The 26,275-nt window shown below is 76.1% G+C and carries 22 protein-coding genes; 11 read left to right on the top strand and 11 right to left on the bottom strand.

Translation table 11 applies throughout. The annotated features are described in order from the left end of the window. Window positions 1-817: cytochrome ubiquinol oxidase subunit I (locus tag E1200_RS12865; protein ID WP_243708525.1), on the top strand; the 817-nt coding region annotated here is incomplete at its 5' end. After that, window positions 814-1,407 (top strand): mycofactocin system transcriptional regulator, encoded by a 594-nt coding sequence (mftR, locus tag E1200_RS12870; RefSeq protein WP_243708526.1) that lies wholly within the window; start codon window positions 814-816, stop codon window positions 1,405-1,407. The genes E1200_RS12865 and mftR, both read left to right, overlap by 4 nt. A gap of 20 nt (window positions 1,408-1,427) precedes the next feature. On the opposite strand, the gene mftG is transcribed toward mftR, so the two are convergent. Beyond that, window positions 1,428-2,960, bottom strand: a complete 1,533-nt coding sequence (gene mftG, locus E1200_RS12875; RefSeq protein ID WP_131952100.1) for a mycofactocin system GMC family oxidoreductase MftG — start codon at window positions 2,958-2,960, stop codon at window positions 1,428-1,430. A 68-nt stretch (window positions 2,961-3,028) separates the two neighbouring features. On the opposite strand from mftG, the gene mftA reads away from it, so the two are divergent. From mftA to mftF, 6 genes are read left to right on the top strand one after another with little or no spacing between them, the layout of a single operon-like run. Beyond that, window positions 3,029-3,151: a mycofactocin precursor MftA gene (mftA, locus tag E1200_RS12880; protein WP_131952101.1), complete on the top strand. Its 123-nt coding sequence runs from the start codon at window positions 3,029-3,031 to the stop codon at window positions 3,149-3,151. Window positions 3,152-3,154: 3 nt separating this feature from the next. Then, window positions 3,155-3,430: a mycofactocin biosynthesis chaperone MftB gene (mftB, locus tag E1200_RS12885; protein ID WP_131952102.1), complete on the top strand. Its 276-nt coding sequence runs from the start codon at window positions 3,155-3,157 to the stop codon at window positions 3,428-3,430. Continuing rightward, the gene (gene mftC / locus E1200_RS12890; RefSeq protein ID WP_131952103.1) at window positions 3,427-4,680 is read left to right on the top strand and encodes a mycofactocin radical SAM maturase; all 1,254 of its coding nucleotides are present in this window, start codon (window positions 3,427-3,429) and stop codon (window positions 4,678-4,680) included. Before mftB ends, mftC begins: the two co-directional genes overlap by 4 nt. A gap of 31 nt (window positions 4,681-4,711) precedes the next feature. Then, window positions 4,712-5,899, top strand: coding sequence for a pre-mycofactocin synthase MftD (mftD, locus tag E1200_RS12895; protein ID WP_131952104.1), 1,188 nt, complete (start codon window positions 4,712-4,714; stop codon window positions 5,897-5,899). Window position 5,900: 1 nt separating this feature from the next. Next, complete coding sequence (gene mftE, locus E1200_RS12900) at window positions 5,901-6,680, top strand: mycofactocin biosynthesis peptidyl-dipeptidase MftE (protein WP_243708527.1); 780 nt, start codon at window positions 5,901-5,903, stop codon at window positions 6,678-6,680. Further along, window positions 6,677-8,110 carry a mycofactocin biosynthesis glycosyltransferase MftF gene (mftF, locus tag E1200_RS12905; protein ID WP_131952105.1) on the top strand — a complete coding sequence of 478 codons (1,434 nt, stop codon included), beginning with the start codon at window positions 6,677-6,679 and terminating at the stop codon, window positions 8,108-8,110. The genes mftE and mftF overlap by 4 nt, the downstream gene beginning before the upstream one ends. Window positions 8,111-8,116: 6 nt before the next feature. Here mftF and E1200_RS12910 read toward each other — a convergent pair whose 3' ends face one another. The 8 genes from E1200_RS12910 to E1200_RS12945 are packed head-to-tail and all read right to left on the bottom strand — an operon-like array spanning window position 8,117 to window position 13,953. Beyond that, window positions 8,117-8,641, bottom strand: a complete 525-nt coding sequence (locus E1200_RS12910; RefSeq protein ID WP_131952106.1) for a DUF488 domain-containing protein — start codon at window positions 8,639-8,641, stop codon at window positions 8,117-8,119. A gap of 48 nt (window positions 8,642-8,689) precedes the next feature. Next, window positions 8,690-10,114 carry an aldehyde dehydrogenase gene (locus E1200_RS12915; RefSeq protein WP_131952107.1) on the bottom strand — a complete coding sequence of 475 codons (1,425 nt, stop codon included), beginning with the start codon at window positions 10,112-10,114 and terminating at the stop codon, window positions 8,690-8,692. Beyond that, window positions 10,114-10,311, bottom strand: coding sequence for a 4-oxalocrotonate tautomerase family protein (locus tag E1200_RS12920; RefSeq protein WP_131952108.1), 198 nt, complete (start codon window positions 10,309-10,311; stop codon window positions 10,114-10,116). Before E1200_RS12920 ends, E1200_RS12915 begins: the two co-directional genes overlap by 1 nt. Then, window positions 10,302-10,916: an isochorismatase family cysteine hydrolase gene (locus E1200_RS12925; RefSeq protein ID WP_131952109.1), complete on the bottom strand. Its 615-nt coding sequence runs from the start codon at window positions 10,914-10,916 to the stop codon at window positions 10,302-10,304. The genes E1200_RS12920 and E1200_RS12925 overlap by 10 nt, the downstream gene beginning before the upstream one ends. Then, window positions 10,913-11,668 (bottom strand): FCD domain-containing protein, encoded by a 756-nt coding sequence (locus E1200_RS12930; protein WP_131952110.1) that lies wholly within the window; start codon window positions 11,666-11,668, stop codon window positions 10,913-10,915. Before E1200_RS12930 ends, E1200_RS12925 begins: the two co-directional genes overlap by 4 nt. Then, the gene (locus E1200_RS12935) at window positions 11,665-12,753 is read right to left on the bottom strand and encodes an amidohydrolase family protein (protein ID WP_131952111.1); all 1,089 of its coding nucleotides are present in this window, start codon (window positions 12,751-12,753) and stop codon (window positions 11,665-11,667) included. Before E1200_RS12935 ends, E1200_RS12930 begins: the two co-directional genes overlap by 4 nt. Next, window positions 12,746-13,090 carry an extradiol ring-cleavage dioxygenase gene (locus E1200_RS12940; protein WP_131952112.1) on the bottom strand — a complete coding sequence of 115 codons (345 nt, stop codon included), beginning with the start codon at window positions 13,088-13,090 and terminating at the stop codon, window positions 12,746-12,748. Before E1200_RS12940 ends, E1200_RS12935 begins: the two co-directional genes overlap by 8 nt. A gap of 14 nt (window positions 13,091-13,104) precedes the next feature. Further along, window positions 13,105-13,953: a hypothetical protein gene (locus E1200_RS12945; RefSeq protein WP_131952113.1), complete on the bottom strand. Its 849-nt coding sequence runs from the start codon at window positions 13,951-13,953 to the stop codon at window positions 13,105-13,107. Between the two features lie 135 nt (window positions 13,954-14,088). Between E1200_RS12945 and E1200_RS12950 the strand changes: the two genes are divergently transcribed. From E1200_RS12950 to E1200_RS12960, 3 genes are read left to right on the top strand one after another with little or no spacing between them, the layout of a single operon-like run. Beyond that, a complete protein-coding gene (locus E1200_RS12950) occupies window positions 14,089-14,883 on the top strand; it encodes a hypothetical protein (protein ID WP_131952114.1) in 795 nt (264 codons plus the stop codon). Beyond that, window positions 14,870-16,552, top strand: a complete 1,683-nt coding sequence (locus E1200_RS12955) for an ABC transporter ATP-binding protein (protein WP_131952115.1) — start codon at window positions 14,870-14,872, stop codon at window positions 16,550-16,552. The genes E1200_RS12950 and E1200_RS12955 overlap by 14 nt, the downstream gene beginning before the upstream one ends. 20 nt (window positions 16,553-16,572) lie before the next feature. Continuing rightward, window positions 16,573-18,309, top strand: coding sequence for an ABC transporter ATP-binding protein (locus E1200_RS12960; protein ID WP_131952116.1), 1,737 nt, complete (start codon window positions 16,573-16,575; stop codon window positions 18,307-18,309). On the opposite strand, the gene E1200_RS12965 is transcribed toward E1200_RS12960, so the two are convergent. Together E1200_RS12965 and E1200_RS12970 are read right to left on the bottom strand one after the other, a co-directional pair. Continuing rightward, window positions 18,306-18,524 (bottom strand): MbtH family protein, encoded by a 219-nt coding sequence (locus E1200_RS12965; RefSeq protein WP_131952117.1) that lies wholly within the window; start codon window positions 18,522-18,524, stop codon window positions 18,306-18,308. The genes E1200_RS12960 and E1200_RS12965 overlap by 4 nt on opposite strands. Then, window positions 18,521-26,182 (bottom strand): non-ribosomal peptide synthetase, encoded by a 7,662-nt coding sequence (locus E1200_RS12970; RefSeq protein ID WP_207933320.1) that lies wholly within the window; start codon window positions 26,180-26,182, stop codon window positions 18,521-18,523. The genes E1200_RS12965 and E1200_RS12970 overlap by 4 nt, the downstream gene beginning before the upstream one ends. Between the last annotated feature and the right edge of the window lie 93 nt (window positions 26,183-26,275).

Raw genomic sequence — 26,275 nt, forward strand, 5'->3', positions numbered from 1 at the left:
GTCCTGGGGGCTTGTGCTGATGGGTGCGGACGCGTTGTTGCTGGCGCGGGTCCAGTTCGCGTTGACGGCCGGTACGCATTTCATGTTCGTGGCGTTGACGTTGGGTTTGGCGACGCTGGTGGCGTTGATGCAGACGCGGGCGACGGTGTCGGGCAGTGCGGTGCATGCGCGGATGGTGCGTTTCTGGGGCCAGTTGTACGTCATCAATTATGCGGTGGGGATCGTCACGGGGTTGGTGATGGAGTTCCAGTTCGGGTTGAACTGGGCGGGGATGTCGCGGATGACGGGCGGGGTTTTCGGGGTGCCGCTGGCGCTGGAGACGATCGTCGCGTTCTTCGTGGAGTCGACGTTCCTGGGGCTGTGGATTTTCGGGTGGGATCGGCTGAACCGGTGGGTGCATCTGGGGCTGATCTGGGTGGTGACGCTGACGGCGTACGCCTCGGCGTATTTCATTCTGGTGGCGAATGGGTGGCTGCAGCGTCCGGTGGGTTTCGAAATGGTGGACGGTACGGCGCGGCTGACCGATGTGGGGGCGCTGCTGACGAATCCGACGGCGGTTCTGGCGTTCTTTCATGTGCTGTTCGGCGGGTTCTTGACGGCGGGGTTCTTCATGGCCGGGGTGAGCGGCTATCACCTGCTGCGGCGGACGGCGGAGGTGGAGTTCTTCCGGCGGTCGATGCGGGTGGGGCTGCTGATGGTGGTGCTGTCGGTGATGCCGGTGGTGATCTTCGGCGGGGCGCAGTTCGCGTATGTGCAGCCGACGAAGCTGGGTGGTGAGCCGGCGCCATGTACTCGTCCGGCCCGAACCGCGCCGTGAACCGCGCGACCTCCGCCGCCGCCCTGGAGCGGCTCGCCTTCGAGCTGTTCGCCCGGCAGGGCTTCGACCGGACCACGGTGGACGACATCGCGGCGGCGGCCGGGATCGCGCGGCGGACGTTCTTCCGCTACTTCGCCTCCAAGAACGACCTCGTCTGGGGCGACTTCGAGGGGCAGCTGCGCCGGCTGCGCGAGCTGCTCGCCGAGACCGGCGCCCGCACGCCGACGATGGACGCCGTGCGACACGCCGTGGTCGAGTTCAACCGGTTCGACCCGCAGGAGGTGCCCTGGCACCGCCAGCGGATGGAGCTCATCCTCGGTGTCCCGGTCCTCCAGGCCGACGCCACCCTGCGGTACGCGTCGTGGCGGGCGGTCATCACCGAGTTCGTGGCCGCGCGCGCCGGCGTCCCGCCCTCGGCGGCCGTCCCCCGGCTCGCCGGCCACCTGGTGCTCGCCGCCGCGATGTCGGCCTACGAGCACTGGCTCGCGAGCGAGGGGCGGGCCGCGCTGTCCGATCTGCTGGACGAGGCGATCCGGCACCTGGGCGACGGCCTCGCGGCCGTCCTGGACGGCACGGTCCCCGCGTCCTGACGAGCCGGTCCCCCTCAGGCTTACGCGTCGCGCCCGGTCATGGCGCCGGCGACGACCTCGCCGATGAGGACGGCCGTGGCGGCCGGGCCGCGCAGCGGCGCCGTGGGCAGGATCGAGGTGTCGGCCACCCGCAGCCCCTCCAGCCCGTACACGCCGCCGCGGGCGTCGACGGCGGACCCCATCGGCACGGTGCCGCAGGTGTGCTGGGACGTGCCGAGCCGGGCCCGTATCCAGCGGTCGAGGGCGTGGTCGTCCGCCAGGGTCCGCGGGTCCGGCTCGGCGAGGTCCTGGGCCACCTCGGCGAACGCCGCCGTGGCCAGCACGGCAGCCACCGCACGGACCCCCTCGCGCATCCGGCGCCGGTCGTCCGCGGTCTCCAGGTACCCGTACTCGACGCGCGGCGGGACGCCGGGATCGGCCGACACGGTCCGCAGCCCGCCGGTCCTGCGCGGCGCCTGCGCCGAGACGAGGAAGGGCAGCGGCGCGCCCGGGGCCGTGACCGTCCCCGCCACCAGGGCCGCCATCGGCACCAGGGACTGCAGGATCTCCAGGTCGCCCGCGCCGTGCCCGCCCGAGGACGGCAGGTGCAGTGCCCCGCCCAGCCACGTGCCGGACGGTCCGGGCAGCCGCCGCCGGGGCGCCCACTCCACGGTCACCTGCGGGTGGTCGCTCAGCGCGGCGCCCACGGACGGCAGGTCGTGGACGACCCGGATCCCGGCGCGCTCCAGCTCGGCGGCGGGGCCGATCCCCGACAGGTGCAGCAGGTGCGGTGAGGCGAGGGCCCCCGCGCACAGCACGATCTCCCCCGCCGCCAGGACGGCGCGCCGCCCGTCCCGTTCGGCGACGACCCCGGTGGCCCTGCCGCGCTCGATGACCAGCGACCGCACCGTGCAGCCGCCGAGCACGGTCAGGTTGGGGCGGTGCGCCGCGCCGAGCAGGTAGGCGAGCCCGGTGTTGACGCGGCGGCCGTCCCGCGTGTTCGACGGCACCGGGCCGAAGCCGGGCGCGTCCTGGGCGTTCTTGTCGGGCTCGTCCGGATGGCCGAGCTCGCGGGCGGCGGCCTCGAACGCCGCGGCGGCGGGGTGGTCCAGGGCGGTCCGGCGCACCGGCACCGGGCCGCGGTCGCCGTGCGCGCGGGCGTCCCCGAAGTCGAGGTCCGCCTCCAGGGCGCGCAGGAGCGGCAGCACCCGCTCGAAAGACCAGCGGCCTTCGCCCGTGGCGGCCGACCAGCGGTCGAAGTCCGCGCGGCGCGCCCGGACGAAGTAGCCGCCGTTGACGGTGGTCGACCCGCCGAGAAAGCTCCCCCGGGCCGCCATGTAGGGCATCCCGGGCGCGAGCAGGGCGGGGAGCATCCGGACGGCGGCGCTCCCCGGCCGGGCGCCGGGGACGAGGCGGGCGTCGAGCAGGTCCGCCGGGAACTCCGCGGCGGTGGGCGGCACCGGCCCGGCCTCCACGACGGCGACCGCGCGGGCGGGGTCCTCGCTGAGCCGCGCGGCCAGGGCGGCGCCGCTGCCGCCCGCCCCCACGACGAGCACGTCGGCACGTGGGATCATGCCCGGACCCTATCTTTTGGCACTCGATGCATTTAGTATCCGTGCCAAGTCGGACAAGGAGGCCCCTGATGGACACCAACGCACCCGAGCAGCAGACGGCGGACCCGGTCGGCGACGCCGCCCGGGAGGCCGACGTCGCCGAGGCCCTGATCGAGGAGGTCTCGATCGACGGCATGTGCGGCGTCTACTAGCCGATGCAGGCCATCGACCTCGACCGCGCCTGGGACCTGCACCCGCAGGTCTCGGTGCGGCCCGAGCCGTTCGGCGCGCTCCTGTACCACTTCGGCACGCGCAAGCTGTCGTTCCTCAAGGACCGCCGGCTCCTCGACGTCGTCCGCTCCCTGGGCGACGCGCCGACCGCCCGGGAGGCGTGCGCGGCGGCCGGCGTCCCGGAGTCCGACCTGGCCCGGTACCGCGCGGCGCTCGGCACGCTCGTCCGGTCCTCGATGCTCGTCGAAAGGACCCCATGACCACCCCCGCCACGAAGACCCCGGCCACGGACGCCCCCGCCGCGGGGACGCGGCTGGTCGACCTGTTCGAGCACGGGCTCGACGCGCCGATCTGCCTGACCTGGGAACTGACCTACGCCTGCAACCTGTCGTGCGCGCACTGCCTGTCCAGCTCGGGGCGCCGCGACCCGCGCGAGCTGAGCACGGCCGAGGCCAAGGCCGTCATCGACGAGCTGGAGGCCATGCAGGTCTTCTACGTCAACATCGGCGGCGGCGAGCCGACCGTGCGGCCCGACTTCTGGGAGCTGCTCGACTACGCCACCGCCCACCACGTGGGCGTGAAGTTCTCCACGAACGGCGTCCGGATCACGCCGGAGGCGGCGCGGCGGCTCGCGGCCAACGACTACGTCGATGTGCAGATCTCGCTGGACGGCGCGACCGCCGACGTCAACGACGCGCTGCGCGGTCCCGGCTCCTACGACACGGCCGTCCGCGCGATGCGCAACCTCGCCGACGCCGGCATGAGGAACTTCAAGCTGTCGGTCGTGTGCACCCGGCACAACATCCCGCAGATGGACGCGTTCAAGGCGCTCGCCGACGAGTACGGCGCGCAGCTCCGGCTGACCCGGCTGCGCCCGTCCGGCCGCGGCGCCGACGTGTGGGACGAGCTGCACCCGCTCCCCGGCCAGCAGCGCGAGCTGTACGACTGGCTGGTCGCGCACGGCGACAGCGTCCTGACCGGCGACTCGTTCTTCCACCTGTCCGCCTACGGGGCGCCGCTGCCGGGGCTGAACCTGTGCGGCGCGGGCCGGGTGGTGTGCCTCATCGACCCGGTCGGCGACGTGTACGCCTGCCCCTTCGCGATCCACGAGGAGTTCCTCGCCGGCAACACCCGGCAGCCGGGCGGCTTCACCCGCGTCTGGCGCGAGTCGGAGCTGTTCCGCGACCTCCGGCAGCCGCAGAACGGCGGCGCGTGCAGCTCCTGCGCCTTCTACGACACGTGCAAGGGCGGCTGCATGGCCGCCAAGTTCTTCACCGGGCTGCCGCTGGACGGCCCCGACCCCGAGTGCGTCCAGGGGCACGGCGAGAAGCTCCTCGCCGGCCGCCCCGAGGACCGCTCGGGCATCCCGAAGCCGTCCGCCGACCACTCGCACCGCACCGCACCGGCCCGCAGGCGCCCGGTCCCGGTGACGCTGCTGAGCCGCCCCCCGGAACGCCCGCCGGTCAGCGCCTGCGAGGAGAACCCCCTCGCCGGGCTGCGGATGCCCTGACCCCGGCCCACCCCCTCAGGAGACGACACAGATGTTCAGGAACCCGTGGTTCGAGACCGTGGCCGAGGCCCAGCGGCGCGCCAAGCGGCGGCTGCCGTACATGGTCTACGGCGCGCTGGTCGCGGGCTCGGAGCGCGGCCGGACGATCGACGACAACACGAAGGCGTTCGGGGAGCTCGGCTTCGCGCCCCGCGTCGTCGGCCACAAGGCGGAGCGCGACCTGTCCACCACCGTGATGGGCGTGGAGTCGTCGTTCCCGGTGGTGATCTCCCCCACCGGGGTCCAGGCCGTCCACCCCGAGGGCGAGGTCGCCGTGGCGCGGGCCGCCGCCAACCGGGGCGTCATCATGGGCCTCAGCTCGTTCGCGAGCAAGCCCGTGGAGGAGGTCGCCGCCGCCAACCCGAACGTGTTCTTCCAGATGTACTGGAGCGGCGACCGCGACGCGATGGTGCAGCGCATGGAGCGAGCGAAGGCGGCGGGCGCCAAGGCGCTCATCGCCACGCTCGACTGGTCGTTCTCCCACGGCCGCGACTGGGGCAGCCCCTCGATCCCGGACAAGCTCGACTTCAAGACGATGGCGAAGCTGGCGCCGGGCGTCGTGCCCTACCCCGGCTGGCTGTGGCGCTTCGCCAGGTCGGGGCGGCTGCCGGACCTGACCACCCCGAACCTCACGCCGCCGGACGGGACCGCCCCCACCTTCTTCGGCGCCTACGGGGAGTGGATGCAGACCCCGCCGCCCACCTGGGAGGACGTGGCGTGGATGCGCAAGGAGTGGGGCGGCCCGTTCATGCTGAAGGGCGTCACGCGCGTCGACGACGCCAAGAGGGCCGTGGACGCCGGGGTGACGGCGCTGTCGGTGTCGAACCACGGCGGCAACAACCTGGACACCACCCCCGCCACGATCCGCGTCCTGCCGTCCATCGCGGACGCGGTCGGCGACCAGGTCGAGGTGCTGCTCGACGGCGGCGTGCGGCGCGGCGGGGACGTCGCCAAGGCGCTCGCGCTGGGCGCGCGGGCCGTGCTCATCGGCCGCGCCTACCTGTGGGGCCTGGCGGCGAACGGGCAGGCCGGGGTGGAGAACGTCCTGGACATCCTGCGCGGCGGCCTCGACTCGGCCGTCCTCGGCCTCGGGCACTCGGGCGTCGGCGACCTGTCCCCCGACGACCTCGTGGTGCCGCCGGGCTTCCGGCTCACGCTGGGCGGCGGGTCCGAGGGCTGACGTGGCGGGTGCGGGGGACGGTGCTCCGGGCGGTGACCTGGTCGCCGGGCTGAGCCGGGCCGCCTGGCCGGACGTCCGGGAGGGGGCGCTGGTCCTGGTGCCGGTCGGGTCGACCGAGCAGCACGGGCCGCACCTGCCGCTGTCCACCGACACGGTGATCGCCGAGGCCGTCGCCGCCCGCGCGGCCGGCGTGCTGCGCGCGGAGGCGGCGGGGGCGGTGCTCGTCGCGCCCGCGATCGCCTACGGCGCCAGCGGCGAGCACGCCGGGTTCCCCGGGACGATCTCCATCGGGCACGAGGCGCTGCACGCCGTGGTCGTCGAGACCGTGCGCTCGCTCGCGGAGTGGGCGGGACGCGTCGTCCTGGTCAACGGGCACGGCGGCAACGTCGCGACGCTCGACGCCGCCGTGGGCCGGCTGCGCCGCGAGGGGCACGACGCCGCCTGGGCGGGCTGCGGCGTCCCCGGCGGCGACGCGCACGCGGGCTGCACCGAGACGTCGGTGATGCTGCACCTCGCTCCCCACCTCGTCCGGCCGTTCGACGCGGTCAGCGGCGAGACGCGCCCGCTGGCCGCGATCATGCCGGAGCTGGTCGCGCGGGGCGTGCGGGCCGTGTCGCCGTCGGGGGTGCTCGGCGACCCCGCGGGGGCGTCCGAGGCGCACGGCCGGGAGATCGTGGCGGCCATGGTCAGAGACGTCGCGGGCCGCATCGGCGGCGGGCGGGTCGACGAACGCGGCCGCCTCCTCGGTCCGGGCGTACCGACCCAGGAGGCCCGGCCGTGACTCCTTCCGCCGGCCACGCCATCGCGCTCGACCGGGGCACGTCCTTCTGGTCGGACGGCCGCGTCGCCACCGGCGGCTCGCCGTGGAAGGTGGTGCGCCTCGCCGACGCCGCCCTGCCGCATCTGGCGGCGCTGCGCCGCGCGGGCGCGCGGGGCCTGGCGGACCCCTCGCCGGTCGGGCGGGCGCTGGCCCGCCGCCTCCTGGACCTCGGCATGGCGCACCCCGTCCCGGCCCCGTGTCCCGGGCCGCACGAGGTGACGGTCGTCATCCCGGCCTTCGGGCGGCCCGACGAGCTGGAGCGCTCCCTGGCCGCCGTCAAGGGGCTGCCGGTGATCGTGGTGGACGACCACTCGCCCGATCCCGGGCCGCTGCGCCGCGTAGCGGAGGCGCATGGGGCACGGCTGGTCCGGCACGACCGCAACCGCGGTCCCGCCGCCGCGCGCAACACCGGGCTCCGCCTGGTGGAGACGCCGCTCGCCGCGTTCGTGGACTCCGACTGCCGCCCCGCCTGCGGCTGGCTCGACGTCCTCGTCCCGCACTTCGACGATCCCCGCGTCGCCGCCGTCGCGCCTCGGGTGCTGCCGGACGACCACGTCCCCGACGGCGGTTCCGCGCTGCTCGCCCGGTACGAGGCCGCTCGCTCGTCCCTGGACATGGGCGCCCGGCCCGCGCTGGTCCGGCCGGGCGGGCGGCTCGGGTTCGTGCCGACCGCGACGCTGCTGGTGCGCGTCGCGGCGGCCGAGGGCAACGCGTTCGACGAGGACCTGCGGCTCGGCGAGGACGTCGACTTCGTCTGGCGGCTCGGCGACCGCGGGTGGCACGTCCGGTACGAGCCCGCCGCCCGCGTCACCCACACGGCGCGGCTGCGCCCGGCGGACTGGGCGCGGCGCCGGCACGAGTACGGCACGTCCGCCGCCGACCTCGCCCGGCGGCACCCCGGCAGGCTCGCGCCCGCCCGCCCGTCGGCCTGGAACCTCGCCGTGCTGGGGCTGCTCGCGCGGGGACGTCCCGGCGCGGCCGCCGCCTGCGCCGGGGCGTCGGCGGCGCTGCTGGCCCGGCGCCTGTCGCGGCTGCCGGCCGGGCCGGGTCTCGCCGCCGCCCTGGTCGGCAAGGGCGTCGTCGCGGACGCCGCCGCCGTCGGCCACGCCCTGCGCCGCGAGTGGTGGCCGCTCGGCCTCCTCACCCTGGCCGCCGCTCCACGCAGCCGCCTGGCCAGCACCGCCGCCGCGGCGATGCTGGCCCCGATCGGGCTGGAGTGGCTGCGGCAGCGGCCCTCCGTCGACCCGGTCCGCTACACCGTGCTGCGGCTGGCCGAGGACGTGGCGTACGGGTCCGGAGTCACGGCGGCGTCCGTCCGCGCGCGTTCGGCCGCCCCGCTGCGCCCGGACGTCCGCCTCCCGAACCGCACGGCGCGTCACTCACCGTCGTAGACCTCGTCATTCCCCGTCGTACACGAGGAGCCCGTCGTCGCGCAGGCGCGCACCGGAGGTGGGCGGATGCTCGGTGAGGCGGCCGTCGTGGGCGAGGTGCAGCACGGCCCGGCCGCGGGCCAGCGCCGCGAAGTCGGCGATGAGGCGGCGGTGGCAGCGCCACCACACCGACTCGCTGCACATCACGGCCGTGCGGTCCTCCTCGGCCTCGCCCAGCAGTTCGTCCATGGCCGCCAGGAACTCGGGGGCGCGGGTGTGCCCGGCGTATCCGCGGAAGGACGCGTTGCGCCAGAACGTGTCGGGCGACTCGGGCGCGGCGCGGCGGAAGCCGCCGAGCCGCTGCTCCCACCGGTACGCGATCCCCGCGGCGGGCAGCCACTCCGCCAGGTCGTCGCGCCGCGCGTCGGGGTTGCGGCGGCTGCCGGGGGCGGTGCGCACGTCCACCACCCGCCGCACCCCGGCCTCCCGCAGCAGGGGCGCCAGCTCCGCGCGCCCGGCGACGCCGTGCCCGAAGGTGATGAGCGGTTCCATGCGGTCCCCCCTTCCCGCCGCCGCGCGAAGCATGGGCCGCGGGCGCGCTCAGATCGCCATGACGGCGGCCTTCGGCTCGGTGAAGAACTCGCGGCTGTAGGTGCCGCCCTCGCGGCCGATGCCGGAGTCGCCGGCGCCGCCGAACGGCGCCCGCAGGTCGCGGACGAAGAAGCAGTTCGTCCACACGGTCCCGGCCCGCAGCGCGGCCGAGACGCGGTGCGCCCGGGAGAGGTTCTCGGTGAACACCATGGCGTTCAGCCCGTACCGGGTGTCGTTGGCGGCGGCGACGGCCTCCTCCTCCGTGGCGAAGGGCGTCACGGCGGCCACCGGGCCGAAGATCTCCTCGCGGCGCACCCGCGCGTCCGGCGGCGCGTCGAGGACGACGGTCGGCCGCACGAACAGCCCCTCGCCCGCCACTCCCCCGGTGGCGATCCTGCCGCCCTCGGCGGCGACCCCGTCGATGTAGCCCTTCACCTTCGCGTAGTGCTCGGTGGAGGCCAGCGGCCCGAGCTGGGTCGCGGGGTCCTTCGGGTCGCCCTGCACCAGGGCCTCGGCGGCGGAGACGAAGCGCTCCAGGAACCGGTCGTAGATGTCGCGCTGGACGAACAGGCGGCTCCCGGCGAGGCACACCTGCCCCGCGTTGCTGAAGATCGCCTTGACCGACCAGGAGACGGCGAGGTCGAGGTCGGCGTCGGCGAACACCAGGTTGGCGCCCTTGCCGCCCAGCTCGAAGCTGACCGGGGTGAGGTTCGCCGCCGCCGCGGCGGCGATGGCGCGGCCGGTCGCGGACTCGCCGGTGAAGGTGATGCGGTCCACGCGCGGGTCGGTGGTCAGCGCCTCGCCCGCCGAGCCGGGGCCGTACCCGTGGACGACGTTCAGCACCCCCGGCGGCATCCCGGCCTCCAGTGCCAGCCGCGCCAGCAGGGTCGCCGACACCGGGGTCTGCTCGGCGGGCTTCAGCACCACGGTGTTGCCCCACGCCAGCGCGGGGGCGACCTTCCAGGTCTCCAGCATCAGCGGGAAGTTCCACGGCGCGATGGCGGCGACGACGCCGGCGGGCTCGTACCGGGTGTAGGCGTGGTGGCCGCTGTCCATCGGCAGGGCCTCGGCCGACGACAGCCGCGCGTGGTCGGCGAAGAACCGGAAGTTGGCCGCCGAGCGCGGCACGTCCTTCGACCGCGTGTCGGAGATGGGCTTGCCCATGTCGGTGGTGTCGGCCATCGCGAGGTCGTCCAGGGCGTCCTCGATGAGATCGGCCAGCCGGTGCAGGATCGCGCCGCGCTCGGCGAACCCCATCCGCGGCCAGGGCCCCTCGTCGAAGGCGCGCCGCGCGGCGGCGACCGCCCGCCCCGCCTCCTCCCGGCCGCCGAGCGCCACCTCCGCCCACGGCCGCCGGGTGTAGGGATCGACGGTGGGGAAGCGCTCGCGGGACCCCGTCTCGCGGCCGTCGATCACATGCGGGATCAGGTCCATCACTGCTCCTTGTCGCGTTCCTCGATCGTCACGTCCCCGGCGGCCCAGTGCGCGGCGGGCACCTCGCGGAGGATGACGCGGATGCTCGCCCGGGGCGCGCCGAGGGCGTCCTCCGCCGCGTCCGTCAGCCGGCTGATGAGCGTGCGCAGCTGCTCCGGCGAACGGCCCTCGACCAGGCTCACCTCGATCAGCGGCATCGGCGGCCTCCCGGTGCCCGGCCGAACGCGGCGGCCGCGTCGCCGAGGGGGACGACCTCGGCGAAGACGGTGCCCATCAGGCGCAGGCTGTTGTGGTGCAGGTCCTCGAAGTAGCCGGCGACGGCCTCGCGCGGCACGGTCACCCGCAGGTCGCGGAAGAAGGCCGACCGGACGGTCGACTCGACGCAGAAGTCGGTGCGCACGCCCGCGGCCACGAGCGCCCCGGCGCCGAGGTCGCGCAGCAGGTCCGCCAGCCCGGTGCGGTGGAACGCGTCGAAGCGGGGCTTGACGATCTCGTGGTCGCCGGGCGCGCGGTCCAGGCCGGAGACGAGCTCGCAGCCCCAGGTCCCGCGCCGGAGGCCCTCCTCGCGCAGGAAGGGGCTCCGCTCGGCGAGCAGCCCCACGTCGGCGTCGCCGGCCCACTCCATCCGCACCCAGACGACCGGGTCGCCGGCGGCGCGGGCGGCGGCGGCGAGCGTGTTGACGTTCCCGACCAGCTCGTCCAGCCCGGTGACGCGGAGCCCGGCCTTCGCGAACACGCCGCCGGGGTGGCAGTAGTCGTTCTGCATGTCGATGACGACCAGGGCCGTGCGCGGACCGCTCATGCCCCGCCCCTCCGGGACGCGGTCAGGGCGGCGTGCGCCGCGACGGCCGCCGACAGCCGCCTGGGGTCGGCGCCCGCGATGGCCTCCACCAGCTCCTCGTGGACGGCGGTCCCGTCCGGTGCCGGGCCGCCGCCGTCCGCGGCCGTGCCCGGCTCGGACGGCCCGTCGGGTTCGTCGGGCGTGACGCCGCGGAGCCGGTTCTCCACGAACTCCAGGAGCGAGACGTAGGTGTGCTGCAGGACCTTGTTCGGCGTGATCTCGGCGATCCTGCGGTGCAGCGCCCAGTTGGCGGCGAGGTAGGCGAAGGGGTCGGCCGACCCGTGCGCCGCCGCCATCGCGGCGGCGAGCCGCCGCAGGTCGGCGACGTCGGCGGCGGTCCGGTGCCGCATGGCCTCCTGCGCGAGCAGCGGCTCCAGCGCGTCCCGCATCACCAGGCAGTCCGACACCGAGACCGAGTCCCCGCTGAGTTCGAGCATCTTGCGGCCGAGCCGCACCAGCGGCGGCGGGGACGCGACGAAGACGCCGCCCTTGACGCCGGGCCGGACGGAGACCGTGCCCCGCGCGGCCAGCAGCCGGACCGTCTCGTTGAACGTCGCGGCGGCCACGTCGAACTCGCGGCGCAGGCTGTCGCGGGTGCCGAGGCGGTGCCCGGTCGGGAGGCCCTCCTCGGCGATGCGCGCCTCGATCCGCTTGGCGACGGTCTCGGCGAGCGAGAGCCGGGGCAGCTCGGCCGCCGCCCTGTCGGTGCTCATGATGGTTGTCCTTCGGCGGTGGTGGGCAGTGGCGCGGACGGCCCGGCCCGGCCGTCCCGGGCCGCGGGGAGGCCCGGGACGCCGAGGAGCCGCACGGCGTTGCCGCCAAGGATGGCAGCCTCCCGCCCGGCGTCGACGCCGAGTGCCCGGACGGTCCCGAGGGGGTCGTCGTCGGCGAGGTCGAAGGGGGCGTCGGTGCCGAGCAGGACGTGCGCGGCCGTGACGTCCTCGACCAGCCGCCCGAGGGCCGCCGGGTCGAACACCGCCGTGTCGTAGCGGAGCCGGCGCAGGTAGTCGGCCGGCGGGCGGCCGGTCACCCGGGCGACCGCCTTGCGGCGCCAGCCGAGGTCCAGCCGGCCGCCGACCGCGGGGACGCATCCGCCGCCGTGCGCCAGGCAGAGGACGAGGTCGTGCCGGTCCAGGACGCCGCCGAAGATGAGCCGGGCCGTCGCGAGGGCCGTCTCCATGGGGTAGCCGAGCAGCTGGACCAGGTGGTACCCGGCCAGCCGGTCGCGGTCCGAGACGCGGCTCGGGTGCAGCAGCGTGAAGCAGCGCCGCGCGGCGAGCTCCCGCCACAGGTCCTCGTTGGCGGGGTCGTCGAGTTCGCGGCCACCGCCGAACGTGCCGATCGTCGCGCCGGCCATGCCGAGCTCGTCCAGGCAGCGGGCGAGCTCCGGCACCGCGCCGGGGTGCCCCACCGGGACGGTGGCCAGGGCGGACAGGCGCCCGCCCGACGCGGCGGCGAACTCGGCGAGCGCGTCGTTGGCGAGCCGCGTCACCTCCAGCACGAGCCGGGCGTCGCCGGACTCGGAGCCGAACACGAACGGCGGTGCGGACACGGCCTGGTGGTCGACCCCCATCGCGTCCATCGCGGCCAGGCGGCGCCGCATGTCGTGCTGCTCGGGCGCGAACGGGATGGGCGAGCCGGGCGCGAGCCCGCAGACCTCCGGGTCGAGGAGCAGTACCCGCTCCGCGCACCGCGACAGGTCGGCGAGCCCCCGGCGCGCCAGCTCGCGCAGCAGCGGCAGCGGCAGCGCGTGGGCGTGGACGTCGACGACGGGGGTACCGGCGTGGCCGCTACGCACCGCGCTCCGCCATGTAGGCGTCGTAGCGGTCCCCCAGCAGCGACCTGATCAGCGCGGTCGCCGCGCCGGAGGTGCCGGCCTTCTCGCCGGTGCCGTAGATCAGCCGGGCGAGCTGGGCGAGCAGGTAGGGGTGCAGGCCGAGCTCGAACAGCCGGCGGAAGTCGCGGGCGAGGATCGCGGTGCGCTCCTGCCCGGTGAGCGGGTAGGCGTCGAGCACCGCCCGCTCGTCCGACTCGAAGCGGGCCCGCAGCGCGGGGTCCCACTTGAGGTCCTGCACGAGGTCGTTGGCCCGCAGCCGCGGGTCGAAGTGCGCGAGGGCCGAATCCGGCTCGTCCATGCGTCCCCCCGGTGTCACGGCAGCTCCCAGCGGACGGCGCCGAACCCGCAGCGCCACTGGTCGACGGCGGCGTAGCCCAGGTTGCGGCACGGGCGCGGGCCGATCGCGCCCATGACGACCACCCAGGACAGCAGTTCGGCGGTGCCGCCGGAGCCCGCCCGCTCCATGGCCTCGAACGTCCCCTCCGACAGGATCCGCTCGTGGTCGCCCTCGACCAGGAGGTCCAGCCACCAGCGGTCGAACTTCTCGTCGATCTCCAGGTAGCGCGGCCCGCCCGGCTCGTGGGACAGGCCGCCCGAGCCGAGCAGCCCGACCCGCAGCCCCTCCGGCAGGCGGTCGCGGACGGCGTCGCCGAGGGCCTGGCCGAGCGAGTAGCAGACCCGCTCGTCCGGGACGGGCGGCACGGTGCAGTTCTGCAGCAGCGGGACGACCGCGATGTCCGTCGAGGCGACGCCGGCCATGGTGACCGGGACGGAGATGTTGTCGTCGTAGCGCAGGTTCTCGGGGACGGCGCGCACGCCGGGGGCGAGGTCCTTGACGCTCCGGTAGAGGACGTCGGCCACGTCCGGGCGGCCGGGGATCTCGTAGTCCGGGACGCGCAGCCACGGCTTGAACCACTCGTCCGGGCCGCGGTGCCGCTCGGCCATGCCGAACGTGAAGTTCGGATAGTCGGACACCTTCGAGTTCGCGATGTGGTCGTTGGCGACGATCAGGAGCACGTCGGTGCGGGACTCCACGAGAGCCTCGCAGATCTCGGCGTATGCGGCGAGCACCGTCTTCCGGTCGGGCTCGGGCGCCTTGTCGAACCAGCCGGTGAGGCCGGGCGCGTGACTCGCGGCCATGGCGACGCTGATCTCGGCCATCGTTCCTCCGTCCGGAGCGCGTGACCTCCAACGTAAGGCACCTATTGATTATATTCAATAGGTGGAAAGCCCCGCCCCTCGGCAGGAGAGGTGCTTTAGGTTAGCCTTGCCTTATTTGCCTATAGCGGAGCTTTCGTGAACAGGACCCTGGCAGAGGCGGTCGCCGTGGGGCGGCACGCCGAGCGGGCGCTGGAGCCGCTCGGCGCGCGGCTGCGCGCCGCCGCCGAGACCGACGGCCCGCTGGGCGTCGCCCCCGGCCTGCGGCCCACCGGCGACGGCTGGTTCCCCGTGGCCGACCTCGCGGCCCGCCCGCGCGAGCGGCTCGGCGCCCTGGTCGCCGAGACGGAGCGGCGCTGGCAGGCCCCGCCGCACGTCGCCGCCGCCCTGTGGTGGAAGAACTTCTCCTACTGGACCACGCTCCCGGTCGTGCTCGGCTGGGCCCTCAACCGGCGCGTGCCCGTGCTGACCGCCGAGACCGCGGTGCTGAGCACCCCGGCGGCCGACCCCGGCATGCTCGTCGCGCTGCGCGAGCCCCGGGTCGCCACCGGGGACGCCCGCGAACTCGGCGCGGTCATCGCCGGCTCCCTCCTGCGCGAACTGCACGCGCCGGTCATCGAGGCCCTGCACGCGCTCACCCGCGCCGGGCGGCGCGGGCTGTGGGGGTCGGTGGCCGAGGCGCTCGTCCACCCCCTCGTCACGTTCGCCGCCGACCTGCTGGAAGACTCCGGCGACGGGGCGCGGACGCTGCTGGAGTCGGTCGGCGGGCCGGTGGCCGGGCTGATCGAGCTGCCCGCGCTCCCCGAACTGCGGCGCCGCACCTGCTGCCTCTGGGTGACGCTGGGCCAGGGCATCTGCCCGAGCTGCTGCGTCACCGAGCCGGCGGACGCCGCCCGAGACGGAGAACGGAGGAACGCCGGTGCGCGGTCGTGACGTCCTGCGGCGGGTGATCACGGGGCAGTGGCGGCTCGCCGCCGGCGGCGCCGTGCTGGCCGCCGGGCACCAGGCCGGCGAGGTGCTGGTGCCGGTGGTGATCGGCGTGGTCATCGACAAGGCCATCCTGCCCGGCGACGCCGGCGCCCTCGTCCGGTGGCTCGCCGTGCTGGGCGCGGTCTTCGCCGGGCTCTCCTACAGCTACCGGTTCGGCTTCCGCCTCGCCGAGCGGGCGGCCGAGCGGGCCGCGCACGAGTTGCGGCTGGAGATGACCCGGCGGACCCTCGACCCGCGCGGCGGCGCCGAGACCGGGCGGCTGCCGGGCGAGCTGGTCAACATCGCGACCGGCGACACCAAGCGGGCCGGCGCCGTGCACGCCGCGCTGGCGGCCGGGGCCGCGGCGCTGGCGGGCCTGGTGGCGGGCGGCGTCGCGCTGCTGTGGATGTCGGTTCCGCTGGGGCTGCTCGTCCTGCTCGGCATCCCGCCCCTGCTCGGGCTGGCGCACCTGGCCGGCAAGCCGCTCGAACGGCGCAGCGGCGCCGAGCAGGAGCGCGCCGCCCACGCGTCCGGCGTGGCCGCGGACCTGCTCACCGGGCTGCGGGTGCTCAAGGGCATCGGCGCGGAGCGGGCGGCGGAGGCGCGGTACCGGCGCACCAGCCGCGACTCGCTCGCCGCGACCGTGCGGGCCGCCCGCGCGCAGGCGTGGCACGACGGCGGCATGCTCATCGTGACCGGTGTGTTCATCGCGATCGTCGCGCTGGTCGGCGGGCGGCTCGCCGTCTCCGGCGACATCACCGTCGGCCAGCTGGTCACGGCCGTGGGACTGGCGCAGTTCCTGCTGGGGCCGCTGTCGATCCTGGCGTGGGCGAACGGCGAGTTCGCGCAGGGCCGCGCGTCCGCCGCCCGCGTGGCGTCGGTGCTGGGCGCGCCGCCCGCCGTGGCCGAGGGTGACGGCGAGCCGGCGCGGCCCGTGCGGGGCGCGCTGCGGCTGCGCGGCGTCCGCGACGGCGACGCGCTGCGCGGCCTGGACCTGGACGCCCGGCCGGGCGAGCTGCTCGGGATCGCGACCGCCTCGCACGCCACGGCGACCGCGCTGCTGCGCCTGCTCGGCCGCTCCGCCGACCCCGAGGCCGGGACGATCGAACTCGACGGGACGCCGCTGCGCGACCTGGACCCCGCCGCCGTCCGCGAGGCGATCGTGGTCGCCGAGCACGACGCCGACCTGTTCGAGGGCACCCTCCTGGAGAACGTGGCCGCCGCCGCGCCCGGCGGGCCGGACGGCGCGGCGGCGGTGCTGGGGGCAGCGGCGGCGGACGAGGTCGCCGCGAACCTGCCGCACGGCACCGGCACCCTCCTCACCGAGCGCGGGCGGTCGCTGTCGGGCGGGCAGCGGCAGCGCGTCGCGCTCGCCCGCGCGCTGGCCACCGCCGCGCCGGTGCTGGTGCTGCACGACCCGACCACCGCGGTCGACACGTTCACCGAGGCACGGATCGCCGCCGGCGTCCGGGAGGCGCGCTCCGGGCGCACGACGATCGTGGTGGCGACCAGCCCGGCGCTGCTCGCCGCGGCCGACCGGGTCGTGTTCCTGGACGGCGGCACCGCCGCCGCCGAGGGCACCCACGGCGAACTCGTCCACGAGCACCCCGCCTACCGCGCGACCGTCCTTTAGGCAGAGGAGAACGACCCCCGGTGACGACCACAGACGAGCGGGAGCTGCTGCCCACGGCCACGGCGGCGCGCACCCGCGCCGCCGTCCGCGAACTGGCCCGCCCGCACCGCCGCACGATCGCGGCCGGGTTCCTCGCGCTGATCGGCGCCACCGCCGTCGGGCTGCTCACCGCGCCGGTGCTCGGGCACATCGTCGACCTCGTCGCGCAGGGCCGGCCCGCGGCCGCGCTCGGCACGCCCGTCATCTGGCTCGCGGTCATCGCGGTCGTCCAGGGAGTGGCGACCGCCTACGGGCTCGGACTGGTCGCCCGCGCCGGCGAGGGCATGCTGGCGACGCTGCGCGAGCGGTTCGTGGAGCGGGCGCTGCGGCTGCCGCTGGAGCGGGTCGAGCTGGCCGGCTCCGGCGACCTGACGTCCCGGGTGACCAACGACGTGTCGGAGGTGACCACCGCGGTCCGCGAGGCCGTCCCGGCACTGGCCCGGTCGCTGCTCGCCATCGGCCTGACCCTGGTGGCGCTGGCGTTCCTCGACTGGCGGTTCCTGCTGGTGGCGCTGCTGGCCGTCCCCGTCCAGGTGCACACCGTGCGGTGGTACGTGCGCAAGGCCGTCCCGCTCTACGCGGCGCAGCGCGTCGCGGTCGGCGCGCAGCAGCAGGAGCTGCTCGGCGCGGTCGGCGGCGCCGCCACGGTGCGGGCGTTCCGGCTGGAGAAGGAGCACACCGGCCGCGTCGGCACCCGGTCGCTCGCGGCGGTCGACCTGGTGCTGCGCGGGGTGCGGCTGGTGACGCGGTTCTACGCGCGCCTCAACCTCGCCGAGTTCATCGGGCTGTCGGCCGTGCTGGCGGCCGGTTTCCTGCTGGTGCGGAACGGCTCGGTGAGCATCGGCACGGCCAGCGCCGCCGCGCTGTACTTCCACAACCTGTTCGCCCCGATCAACATCGCGCTCGGCCTGGCCGACGACGCGCAGAGCGCCACCGCCGGCCTGGCCCGCCTGGTCGGCGTCGCCGACGCGGCCCCGCCCCGCGCCGCGGCGGCGGACGCCGGCCGCACCGGGCCGGCCGGCGGGCCGGTCGAGGTCCGCGGCGTCCGCTACGCCTACCGGACCGGCCATCCCGTGCTGCGCGGCGTCGACCTCGACATCGCCGAGAAGGAGCGGGTGGCGCTGGTCGGCGCCAGCGGCGCCGGCAAGACGACGCTGGCCAAGCTCATCGCGGGCATCCACCGCCCCGACGCCGGCACGGCCCGCACCGGCGGCGAGGTCGGGCTGGTGACCCAGGAGGTGCACGTCTTCAGCGGGCCGCTCGCCGACGACCTGCGGCTGGCCCGGCCGGACGCGGCGGACGACGAGCTGCGCGCGGCGCTCGCCCGGGTGGGCGCGCTCGACTGGGCGCTGGCGCTGCCGCAGGGGCTCGACACGGTCGTCGGCGAGAGCGGCCACCGGCTCACGGCCGCCCAGGCGCAGCAACTCGCCCTCGCGCGGCTGGTGCTGGCCGATCCGCCCGTCGTCGTGCTGGACGAGGCCACCGCCGAGGCCGGGAGCGCGGGCGCCCGGGAGCTGGAGTCCGCGGCGTCCGCCGCGATCGATGGCCGCACGGCGCTGGTGGTGGCGCACCGGCTCACCCAGGCCGCGGCCGCCGACCGGATCGTGGTGCTCGACGGCGGCCGCGTGGTGGAGACCGGCAGCCACGACGAGCTCGTGGGCGCCGGGGGCCGGTACGCCGCCCTGTGGCGGGCCTGGTCGGACGGGCGGCGCTCCTAGCCCCTGCCCTCCATGGCCTCGACGAGGCTGCGCGGGCGCATGTCCGTCCAGTTCTTCTCGACGTACTCCAGGCATGCCTCGCGGGTGTCCTCACCGAACACGGACCGCCACCCCGCCGGGACGTCGGCGAAGGACGGCCACAGCGAGTGCTGCCCCTCGTCGTTCACCAGGACGTGGAAGCGGCCCTCGGGGTCTTCGAAGGGGTTGGTGCTCATCGTGTGCTCCTCCTCAGGATGTCGAGCAGTTCATCGGCGAGCCGTCCGGCCGTCGCGCGGCCGAACAGTTCCGCGTCGTAGACCAGGACGCAGTCCACGGGCCCGGGGCCCCGCGGTTCGTAGAAGCCGAGCGCCAGCTCGGCGGGCAGCGCGCCGGTCGGGACGAGGTCGAACCCCGCGTCCAGGCCCGGGACCTCCGCCAGGGCGGCCTGCTCGTGCTGGGTCAGCAGCACCTGCGGCGCGGCCGGCCCGAGCGCGGCGGCGACCCGGGCGAACGGGACGTCCTGCCGGTCGAACGCGGCCAGGTCGGTGTCGCGCACCCGGCCGAGCAGCTCCGGGAGGTCCGGGTCGCCGGCGGTGTCGGTGCGCAGCAGGACGGTGTTGGAGAAGCAGCCCACCAGGTCGGTGAGCCGGTCCTCGGCACGGCCCGCGACCGGGGAGGCGATCGGGACGTCCGTGCCCGCGCCGTGCCGGGTGAGCAGGGTCGCCAGCGCGGCCTGGAGCACCATGAACGTGCTCGTCCCGGTCCGTGCCGCCAGGGCGCCGATCGCTCGGTGCAGCCCGGCCCCGATCCGGAACTCCAGGAACTCGCCCGTGCCCCGGTGCCCGGGGGACGGTTCCCGGTCGTAGGGCAGGGCGATCCGACGGGGCAGCCCGTCCAGCGCCTCGCGCCAGTAGGCGAGCTGGTCCTGCTCGGCGTCGCCGGCGACCCGGTGCGCCCACAGCGTGTAGTCGGTGTAGGAGACCGGCAGCGGCGGCGGTTCCGGCTCGCGGCCGCTCAGCCGCGCCGCGTAGGCGGCGGCGAAGTCGCGGCTCAGCGGGACCGCGGACCAGTCGTCCACGCCGATGTGGTGCGTGGTCAGCAGCAGCGCCCGCGCGCCGCCGGGCGCGGTGAGCAGGCGGGCCCGCAGCGGCGGGCGCGCTTCCAGGTCGGCGGGTTCGCGGGCCAGGTCGCGGAGCGAGGCGTCCAGATCGGTGACCCGGACGTGCTCCAGCACCGGCTCGGCGGGCTCCGGCCGCCCGCCGGGGAAGCGGGTGCGCAGCGGCTCGTGCCGCGCGGCGACGTCGGCGAGCGCCGCCGCCAGGGCGTCGCCGTCGAGGTCGCCGGAGCGCAGCGCGAACGCCGAGGTGTACGCCCGGCCCGTGCCCTGCCGGTAGCGGTCCCAGTGCCATTCCTGCGGTGGCGCGAGCGGCACCGTGCCGGGGCGCTCGGCGCCCGCGACGAGCCGCGGCCCGCTCCCGGAGCCGGGGGCGGCGGCGAGGCGTTCGGCCAGCGCGGCGACGGTGGGGGCGTCGAACACGTCGCGCAGTGCGAGTCCGGCGTCCAGCGCCGTGCGGATCCGGCCGAGCAGCCGCATCGCCGACATGGAGTGCCCGCCGAGCGCGAAGAAGTCGTCGTGCAGGCCGACCTCGGGCAGGCCGAGCACCTCGGCGAACAGGGCGGCCAGCTCCCGCTGCCGCGGGGTGGCGGGCCGCGCGGAGCCGGTCATCGACGCCCAGTCGGGGGCGGGCAGCGCGCGGCGGTCGAGCTTGCCGTTCGGGGTGAGCGGCAGCGGGCCGTCGAGCACCACGACCGCCGCCGGGACCATGTAGTCCGGCAGGAGGGTCGCGGCGTGCGCCCGGAGCTCGGCCGGGTCCGGCGGGCCCTCCCCCGGTTCGGGGACGGCGTAGCCGATCAGCCGGGTGTCCGCGCCGCCGCGGTCGGCGACCACGGCCGCCTGCCGCACGCCCGGGTGCCGCGTCATCGCGCCGGCGACCTCGCCGGGCTCGATGCGGAACCCGCGGACCTTCACCTGGTCGTCGGCGCGGCCGAGGAAGTCGATGTCGCCGCCGGGGCGCCAGCGCGCGCGGTCGCCCGTCCGGTACATGCGGGCCCCGGGCGGGCCGAACGGGCACGCCACGAACCGCTCGGCGGTCAGGCCGGGGCGCCCGAGGTAGCCGCGGGCGAGCCCGCGCCCGGCGACGTACAGCTCGCCGGGCACCCCGGGCGGGACGGGCCGCAGCCGCCCGTCGAGCACGTAGACGCGGGTGTTGGGGTCGGGCGCGCCGATCGGGACCGCGCCCGACCAGCCCTCCTCGGCCGGCCACAGGGTGGAGTTCACCGTCGCCTCGGTCAGCCCGTAGGCGGCCAGCAGCCGCAGGTGCCCGGCCCAGCGCGCGATCACGCCCGGCGGGACGGTCTCGGTGCCGACCAGCACCGTCGCGCCCGCGGGCGGGGCGCAGCCCTCGGGCAGCGCCGCGACGAGCGACGGCGGCAGGATCGCGTGCGTGATGCCCTGGGCGGTCATGAAGCCGGTGAGCTCGGGGCCCGGCACGCGCGCCTCGTCGGGGACGAGCACCAGCCGCCCGCCGTGGCACAGCGCCATCGCCAGCTCGAAGATCGTGACGTCGAAGCCGATGGACGCGAACTGCAGCACGCGGCTGCCGGGCGTGAGGCCCATCCGGTCGACGGCCGTGGCGACGAGGCTGCCGATGCCCTCGTGCGGGACGACGACGCCCTTGGGCCGGCCCGTCGAACCGGACGTGTAGATGACGTACGCGGCCTGGTCGAGCGCGACGGGGTCGAGCGCGTTCGGCGGGAGCGGCCCGCCCGGTTCGGCGCGGGCGAGCAGCGCCGCGGCCTCCGGATCGTCCAGCACCACCTGCCGGACGCCGTCGACATCGGGCACCTTCCCGGCGACCTGCTCGGTGACGACGACCGCCGCCGCCTTCGCGTCGGTGAGCATGTAGGCGATCCGGTCGGCCGGGTGCGCCAGGTCCAGCGGCAGGAACGCCGCCCCGAGCCTGCTCGCGCCCAGCATCACCGCGACCATCTCCGCCGAGCGCGGCACCGCGACCCCGACGACGCTCTCCGGGCCGACGCCGTGGTGGGCGAGGAGCCGCGCCATGCGGGCGGACAGGTCGTCCAGCTCCGCGTAGGTGAGGGTGCGGTGGCCGTCCACGACGGCGACGGCGCCGGGACGCTCGGCCGCCCGCCGCCGGAACATTCCGGGGATGGTCTCCTCGGGCACCTCGCGCCCGGTGCGGTTGAAGCCCTCGACGACCAGGGCGCGTTCCCCGGCGGTCACCACGTCGATGTCGCCGACGCGGAGGTCCGGGTCGGCGGCGACGGCGGCGGCCAGCCGCGACAGCCGCTCCCCCAGCGCCGCGACCGTCGGCCGGTCGAAGATGTCGGAGCGGTACTCCAGCACGCACGAGATCCGGCCGGTGCCGGCGTCCTCGGCGAAGCTGAACACCAGGTCGAACTTGGCCGTGCGCGCCTCGACCGGTTCGGGCCGCACGTCCAGCCCCGCGAACGAGACGTCGCCGCCTCCCCGGTTGCGGAACCCGACCATGACCTGGAACAGCGGGTTCCGGTCCGGCGAGCGGACGGGGTTCAGCTCCTCGACCACGGCCTCGAACGGCACGTCCTGGTTCGAGAAGGCGGCCAGGTCGGTCTCCCGGACGCGGGCGAGCAGCTCGGCGAAGGTGGGGTCGCCCGACACGTCGGTGCGCAGCACCAGCGTGTTGACGAAGAAGCCGACCAGGTCGTTCAGGGCCTCGTCGGTCCGGCCGGAGATCGGCGCGCCGAGCGGGAGGTCGTCCCCGGCGCCGAGGCGGTGCAGCAGCGCCGCGACCGCCGCGTGGCACACCATGAACATGCTGGCGCCGCCGCGCTGGCCGAGCCGGCGCAGCCCCTCGCAGGTGGCCGGGTCGAGTTCGACGGTGAACTCGCCGCCGGACATGGTCGGCCGCGCCGGGTGCGGCCGGTCGGTGGGCAGCTCCAGCCGCTCCGGCGCGCCGTCGAGCGCCTTCCTCCAGAACGCGAGCTGGCGGGCGGCGAGGCTGCCGGGCTCGGAGCGGTCGCCGAGCAGCCGCCGCTGCCAGAGCGTGTAGTCGACGTACTGGACCGGCAGCGGCTCCCACTCGGGGGCCCGCCCGGCGGCGCGGGCCGCGTAGGCGGCGGACAGGTCGCGCAGGAACGGGCCGTCCGACCACTCGTCGGTCGCTATGTGGTGCAGCACCAGCGCCACCACGTGCTCGTCCTCGGCCAGCCGCAGGACGGCCCCGCGCAGCGGCGGTTCGGCGTCCAGGTCGAACCGCCGTCCCAGCTCGGCCGCGAGCTCGGCGGCGAGCCCGTCCCGCGTCACCTCCGCCGTCCGCAGCGCGGGGCGGGCGTCGCCGGCGGGCACCACCCGCTGGAACGGGCGCCCCTCGCGCTCGCCGATGAGCGTGCGCAGCGCCTCGTGGCGGTCCATGACGTCGGCCAGCGCGGCGCGGAACGCGGCGGCGTCGAACGCGCCGCGCAGCCGCATCACGAGCGGGAAGTTGTAGGCGGCCGACGGGGTCAGCTGCTCGATCATCCAGAGCCGCTGCTGGGCGGGCGACAGGGGCGGCTCCGCGGGACGGTCCCCGGCCGGTGCCGGGGCGGGACGCTCCGCCCCGCCCGCCGAAGCGGCGCGCCCGGCCAGCTCGGCGACCGTGGGCGCCTCGAACAGGTCGCGGATCGCGAGCTCGGCGCCGAGCACGGCGCGGGCGCGGCCGACCAGCCGGGTCGCCAGCAGCGAGTGGCCGCCGAGGTCGAAGAAGTCGTCGTCGATGCCGACCCGGTCCACGCCGAGCAGCTCGGCGAACAGGCCGCACAGGGCCTCCTCGGCGGGCGTGCGCGGCGGGCGGCTCGCCGCGGCGGTCACCTCGGGCGCGGGCAGCGCGCGGACGTCGAGCTTGCCGTTCACGGTCAGCGGGAGCCGCTCCACCGGCAGCAGCGCCGCCGGGACCATGTAGTCCGGCAGCCGCTCCTTGAGGTGCGCGCGGAGCGCGGCCGCCAGCGCGCCGGGGTCGGCGGGCGGCCAGGTCTCCGGGACGACGTACCCGGCGAGCCGCTTCACCCCGCCGGGCCCGGACGCGTCCGCGACCACGGCGGCGTGCGCGACGGCCGGGTGCTCCTCCAGCGCCGCGCCGACCTCGGCGGGCTCCACCCGGTAGCCGCGGATCTTGACCTGGTCGTCGGTGCGGCCGAGGAAGTCCAGGTTGCCGTCCGGGCGGCGGCGCACCAGGTCGCCGGTGCGGTACATCCGGCCGCCGGGCGCGCCGAGCGGGTCGGCGACGAACCGCTCGGCGGTGAGGCCCGCCCGCCGGTGGTAGCCGCGCGCCAGCCCGGTGCCCGCGAGGTACAGCTCGCCGGGCGCCCCGTCCGGCACCGGGCGCAGCGCCGGGTCGAGGACGTACGCGCGGGTGTTCCAGATCGGGCGGCCCACGGTCGGCGTGGCGCTGTCCCCGGTTCCGCCGCCGAGCGCGTTGATCGTGTACTCGGTCGGGCCGTACAGGTTGTAGCCGGAGGTCCCCTCGGTGTCGCGCAGCCGGGACCAGACGGTGTCGGTGACCGCCTCGCCGCCGAGCAGCACCAGCGGCGGGCGGTGCCCGTCCAGCAGGCCCTCCTCGATGAGGTGGTGCGCGTACGTCGGCGTGACGTTGACGACGTCCACGCGGTGCCGGTCGCAGTACGCGGCGAGCGCCTCGGCGTCGCGGCGCAGCTCCTCGTCGCAGACGTGGACCTCGTGGCCCTCGACCAGCCAGAGCAGCTCCTCCCACGACATGTCGAAGGCGAACGAGACGGTGTGCGCGATCCGCAGCCGCCGCCCGCCCGCCGCCGCGATGGCCGGGCCGAAGATCGCCTCCCGGTGGTTGAGCTGCATGTTGGTCAGCCCGCGGTACGGGGTGACGACGCCCTTGGGGCGGCCGGTCGAGCCGGAGGTGTAGATGAGGTACGCCGGGTGGTCGAGGCGCCCCGGGCGGCCGGGCGCGAACCCGGGGGTCTCCGCACCGGTGACCGGGCCGCCGGGCAGCGCGGCGAGCTCGGCGGCGACGTCCGGGGCGTCCAGCGCGACGCGGTCCGGGCCGTCCGGCAGGACCGACGCGGCGACCCGCTCCGTCGTCAGGACGCAGGCCGGCTCCGCGTCGGCGAGCATGTGCGCCAGCCGGTCGGCGGGGTGGTCCAGCTCCAGCGGCAGGTACGCGGCGCCGGTGCGCAGCACCGCGAACAGCGCCGCGACCATGTCGGCCGAGCGGGGCAGCGCCAGCGCCACCACCCGCTCCGGTGCGGCGCCGCGCGACAGCAGCAGCCGGGCCAGCCGGTTCACCCGGGCGTCGAGCTCGGCGTAGGTGAGGGTCTCGTCCCCGGCGACGAGGGCCGTCTCGCCGGGGGTGCGGGCGGCCTGCGCGGCGAGCATCTCCGACACGGTCTCGTCGGGCAGCGGGCGGCGGGCGGCGGCCCACTCGTCCGCCAGGGCGCGCCACTCCGCCGGCTCCAGCGGGTCGAGCGCGCCCACGCGCGGCACCGCGCCCGCGTCCCGCTCCTCGCTCTCCAGGCCGGTGACGAACCGTTCCACCAGGGTCGTGAAGCGGCGCAGCAGGGAGTCGGCGAGGCCGCGGCCGATGACGTCGGGACGGTGGTCCAGCTTCATCCGCACCGGCGTGCCGGGGGTGACGACGAACGTGATCGGGTAGTGGGTGGCGTCGAGGCCCTCCGCCTCCACGATGCCGTGCCGCTCCTGCAGCTCGGCCATGTCGTCCTCGTCGCCGAGGTTCTGCAGCACGTAGAGGGTGTCGAAGAGGCGGGAGTGCCCGGCGGCCTGCTGGATGTCGCCCAGGCCGAGGTAGTCGTGCGGCATGAGCGCGACCCGCTCGCCCTGGACGCGCCGCAGCAGGGCGGGGACGGGTTCGCGCGGGTCCAGCGCGACGCGGACGGGGACCGTGTTGAGGAACATCCCGATGACGCTCTCCACCCGCGGCACGTCGCCCGGCCGCCCGGCGACCGCCGTGCCGAACACGACGTCCCGGCGGCCGGTGGCGCCGGCCAGCACCAGCGCCCACGCCGCGCTGAACACCGTGTTGAGGGTCAGGCCGTGCCGGCGCACCGCCGCGTAGAGCCGCTCGGTGAGCGGCACGGACAGCTCGGCCCGGCCGCGGTCGGGGATCACCGGTTCGAGGGCGCGGTCCACCGGGCCGACGAGCGTCGGCTCGGCCAGGCCCGCCAGCGCTTCCCGCCACGCCTCCCGGGCGCGGCCGGCGTCCTGCGTCGCGAGCCAGGCCAGGTAGTCGCGGTACGAGCCGGGCGGCGGCAGCTCGGAGGTGTCGCCGCGCCGCTCGTACATGGCCCGCTGGTACATGGCGATGAGCTGCTCGAAGAACAGCCACGCCGACCACCCGTCCCACAGGATCAGGTGGTGGGTGATGACGAGCCGGTCCGCCGGTTCTCCGGCGGCTCCGTCGCCGAGCCGGATCAGCAGCAGCCGGAACAGCGGCGGCGCCGCGAGGTCGAAGCGGCGCCTGCGGTCGGCCGCGAGGATCCGGGCGATCTCGGCTTCGCGGTCTTCGGGACCCAGCCCGGAGAGGTCGATCTCCTCCAGGCGGGGCCGGGGCCCGGTGCCGATGAACTGCACCGGCTGCGGGAGCCCGTCGTTGGTGAACCCGGCCCGCAGCGCGGTGTGCCGGGCCAGTACGGCCGCGCACGCGTCCTGCAGCCGCCCGGCGTCCACGCGGTCGCTGAAGTCGAACGCGACCTGCGCGGTGTAGACGTCCAGGGCGGCGGTGTCGTAGCTGGAGTGGAAGTACAGGCCCTCCTGCAGCGGTGACAGCGGCCAGACCTCCTCGACCGGCAGCGGCGCGACCCGCGCCACCCGCTCCCGTTCCGCGTCCGTCAGCGCGACGAGTTCGGCGCTGCCGCCGGGACCCGCCTCGCCGGCGGCCTCCTGCGCGGCGGCGGCGAGGGC

Source organism: Actinomadura sp. GC306 (assembly GCF_004348665.1).
In the GTDB taxonomy this organism is placed as follows: Bacteria; Actinomycetota; Actinomycetes; order Streptosporangiales; family Streptosporangiaceae; genus Spirillospora.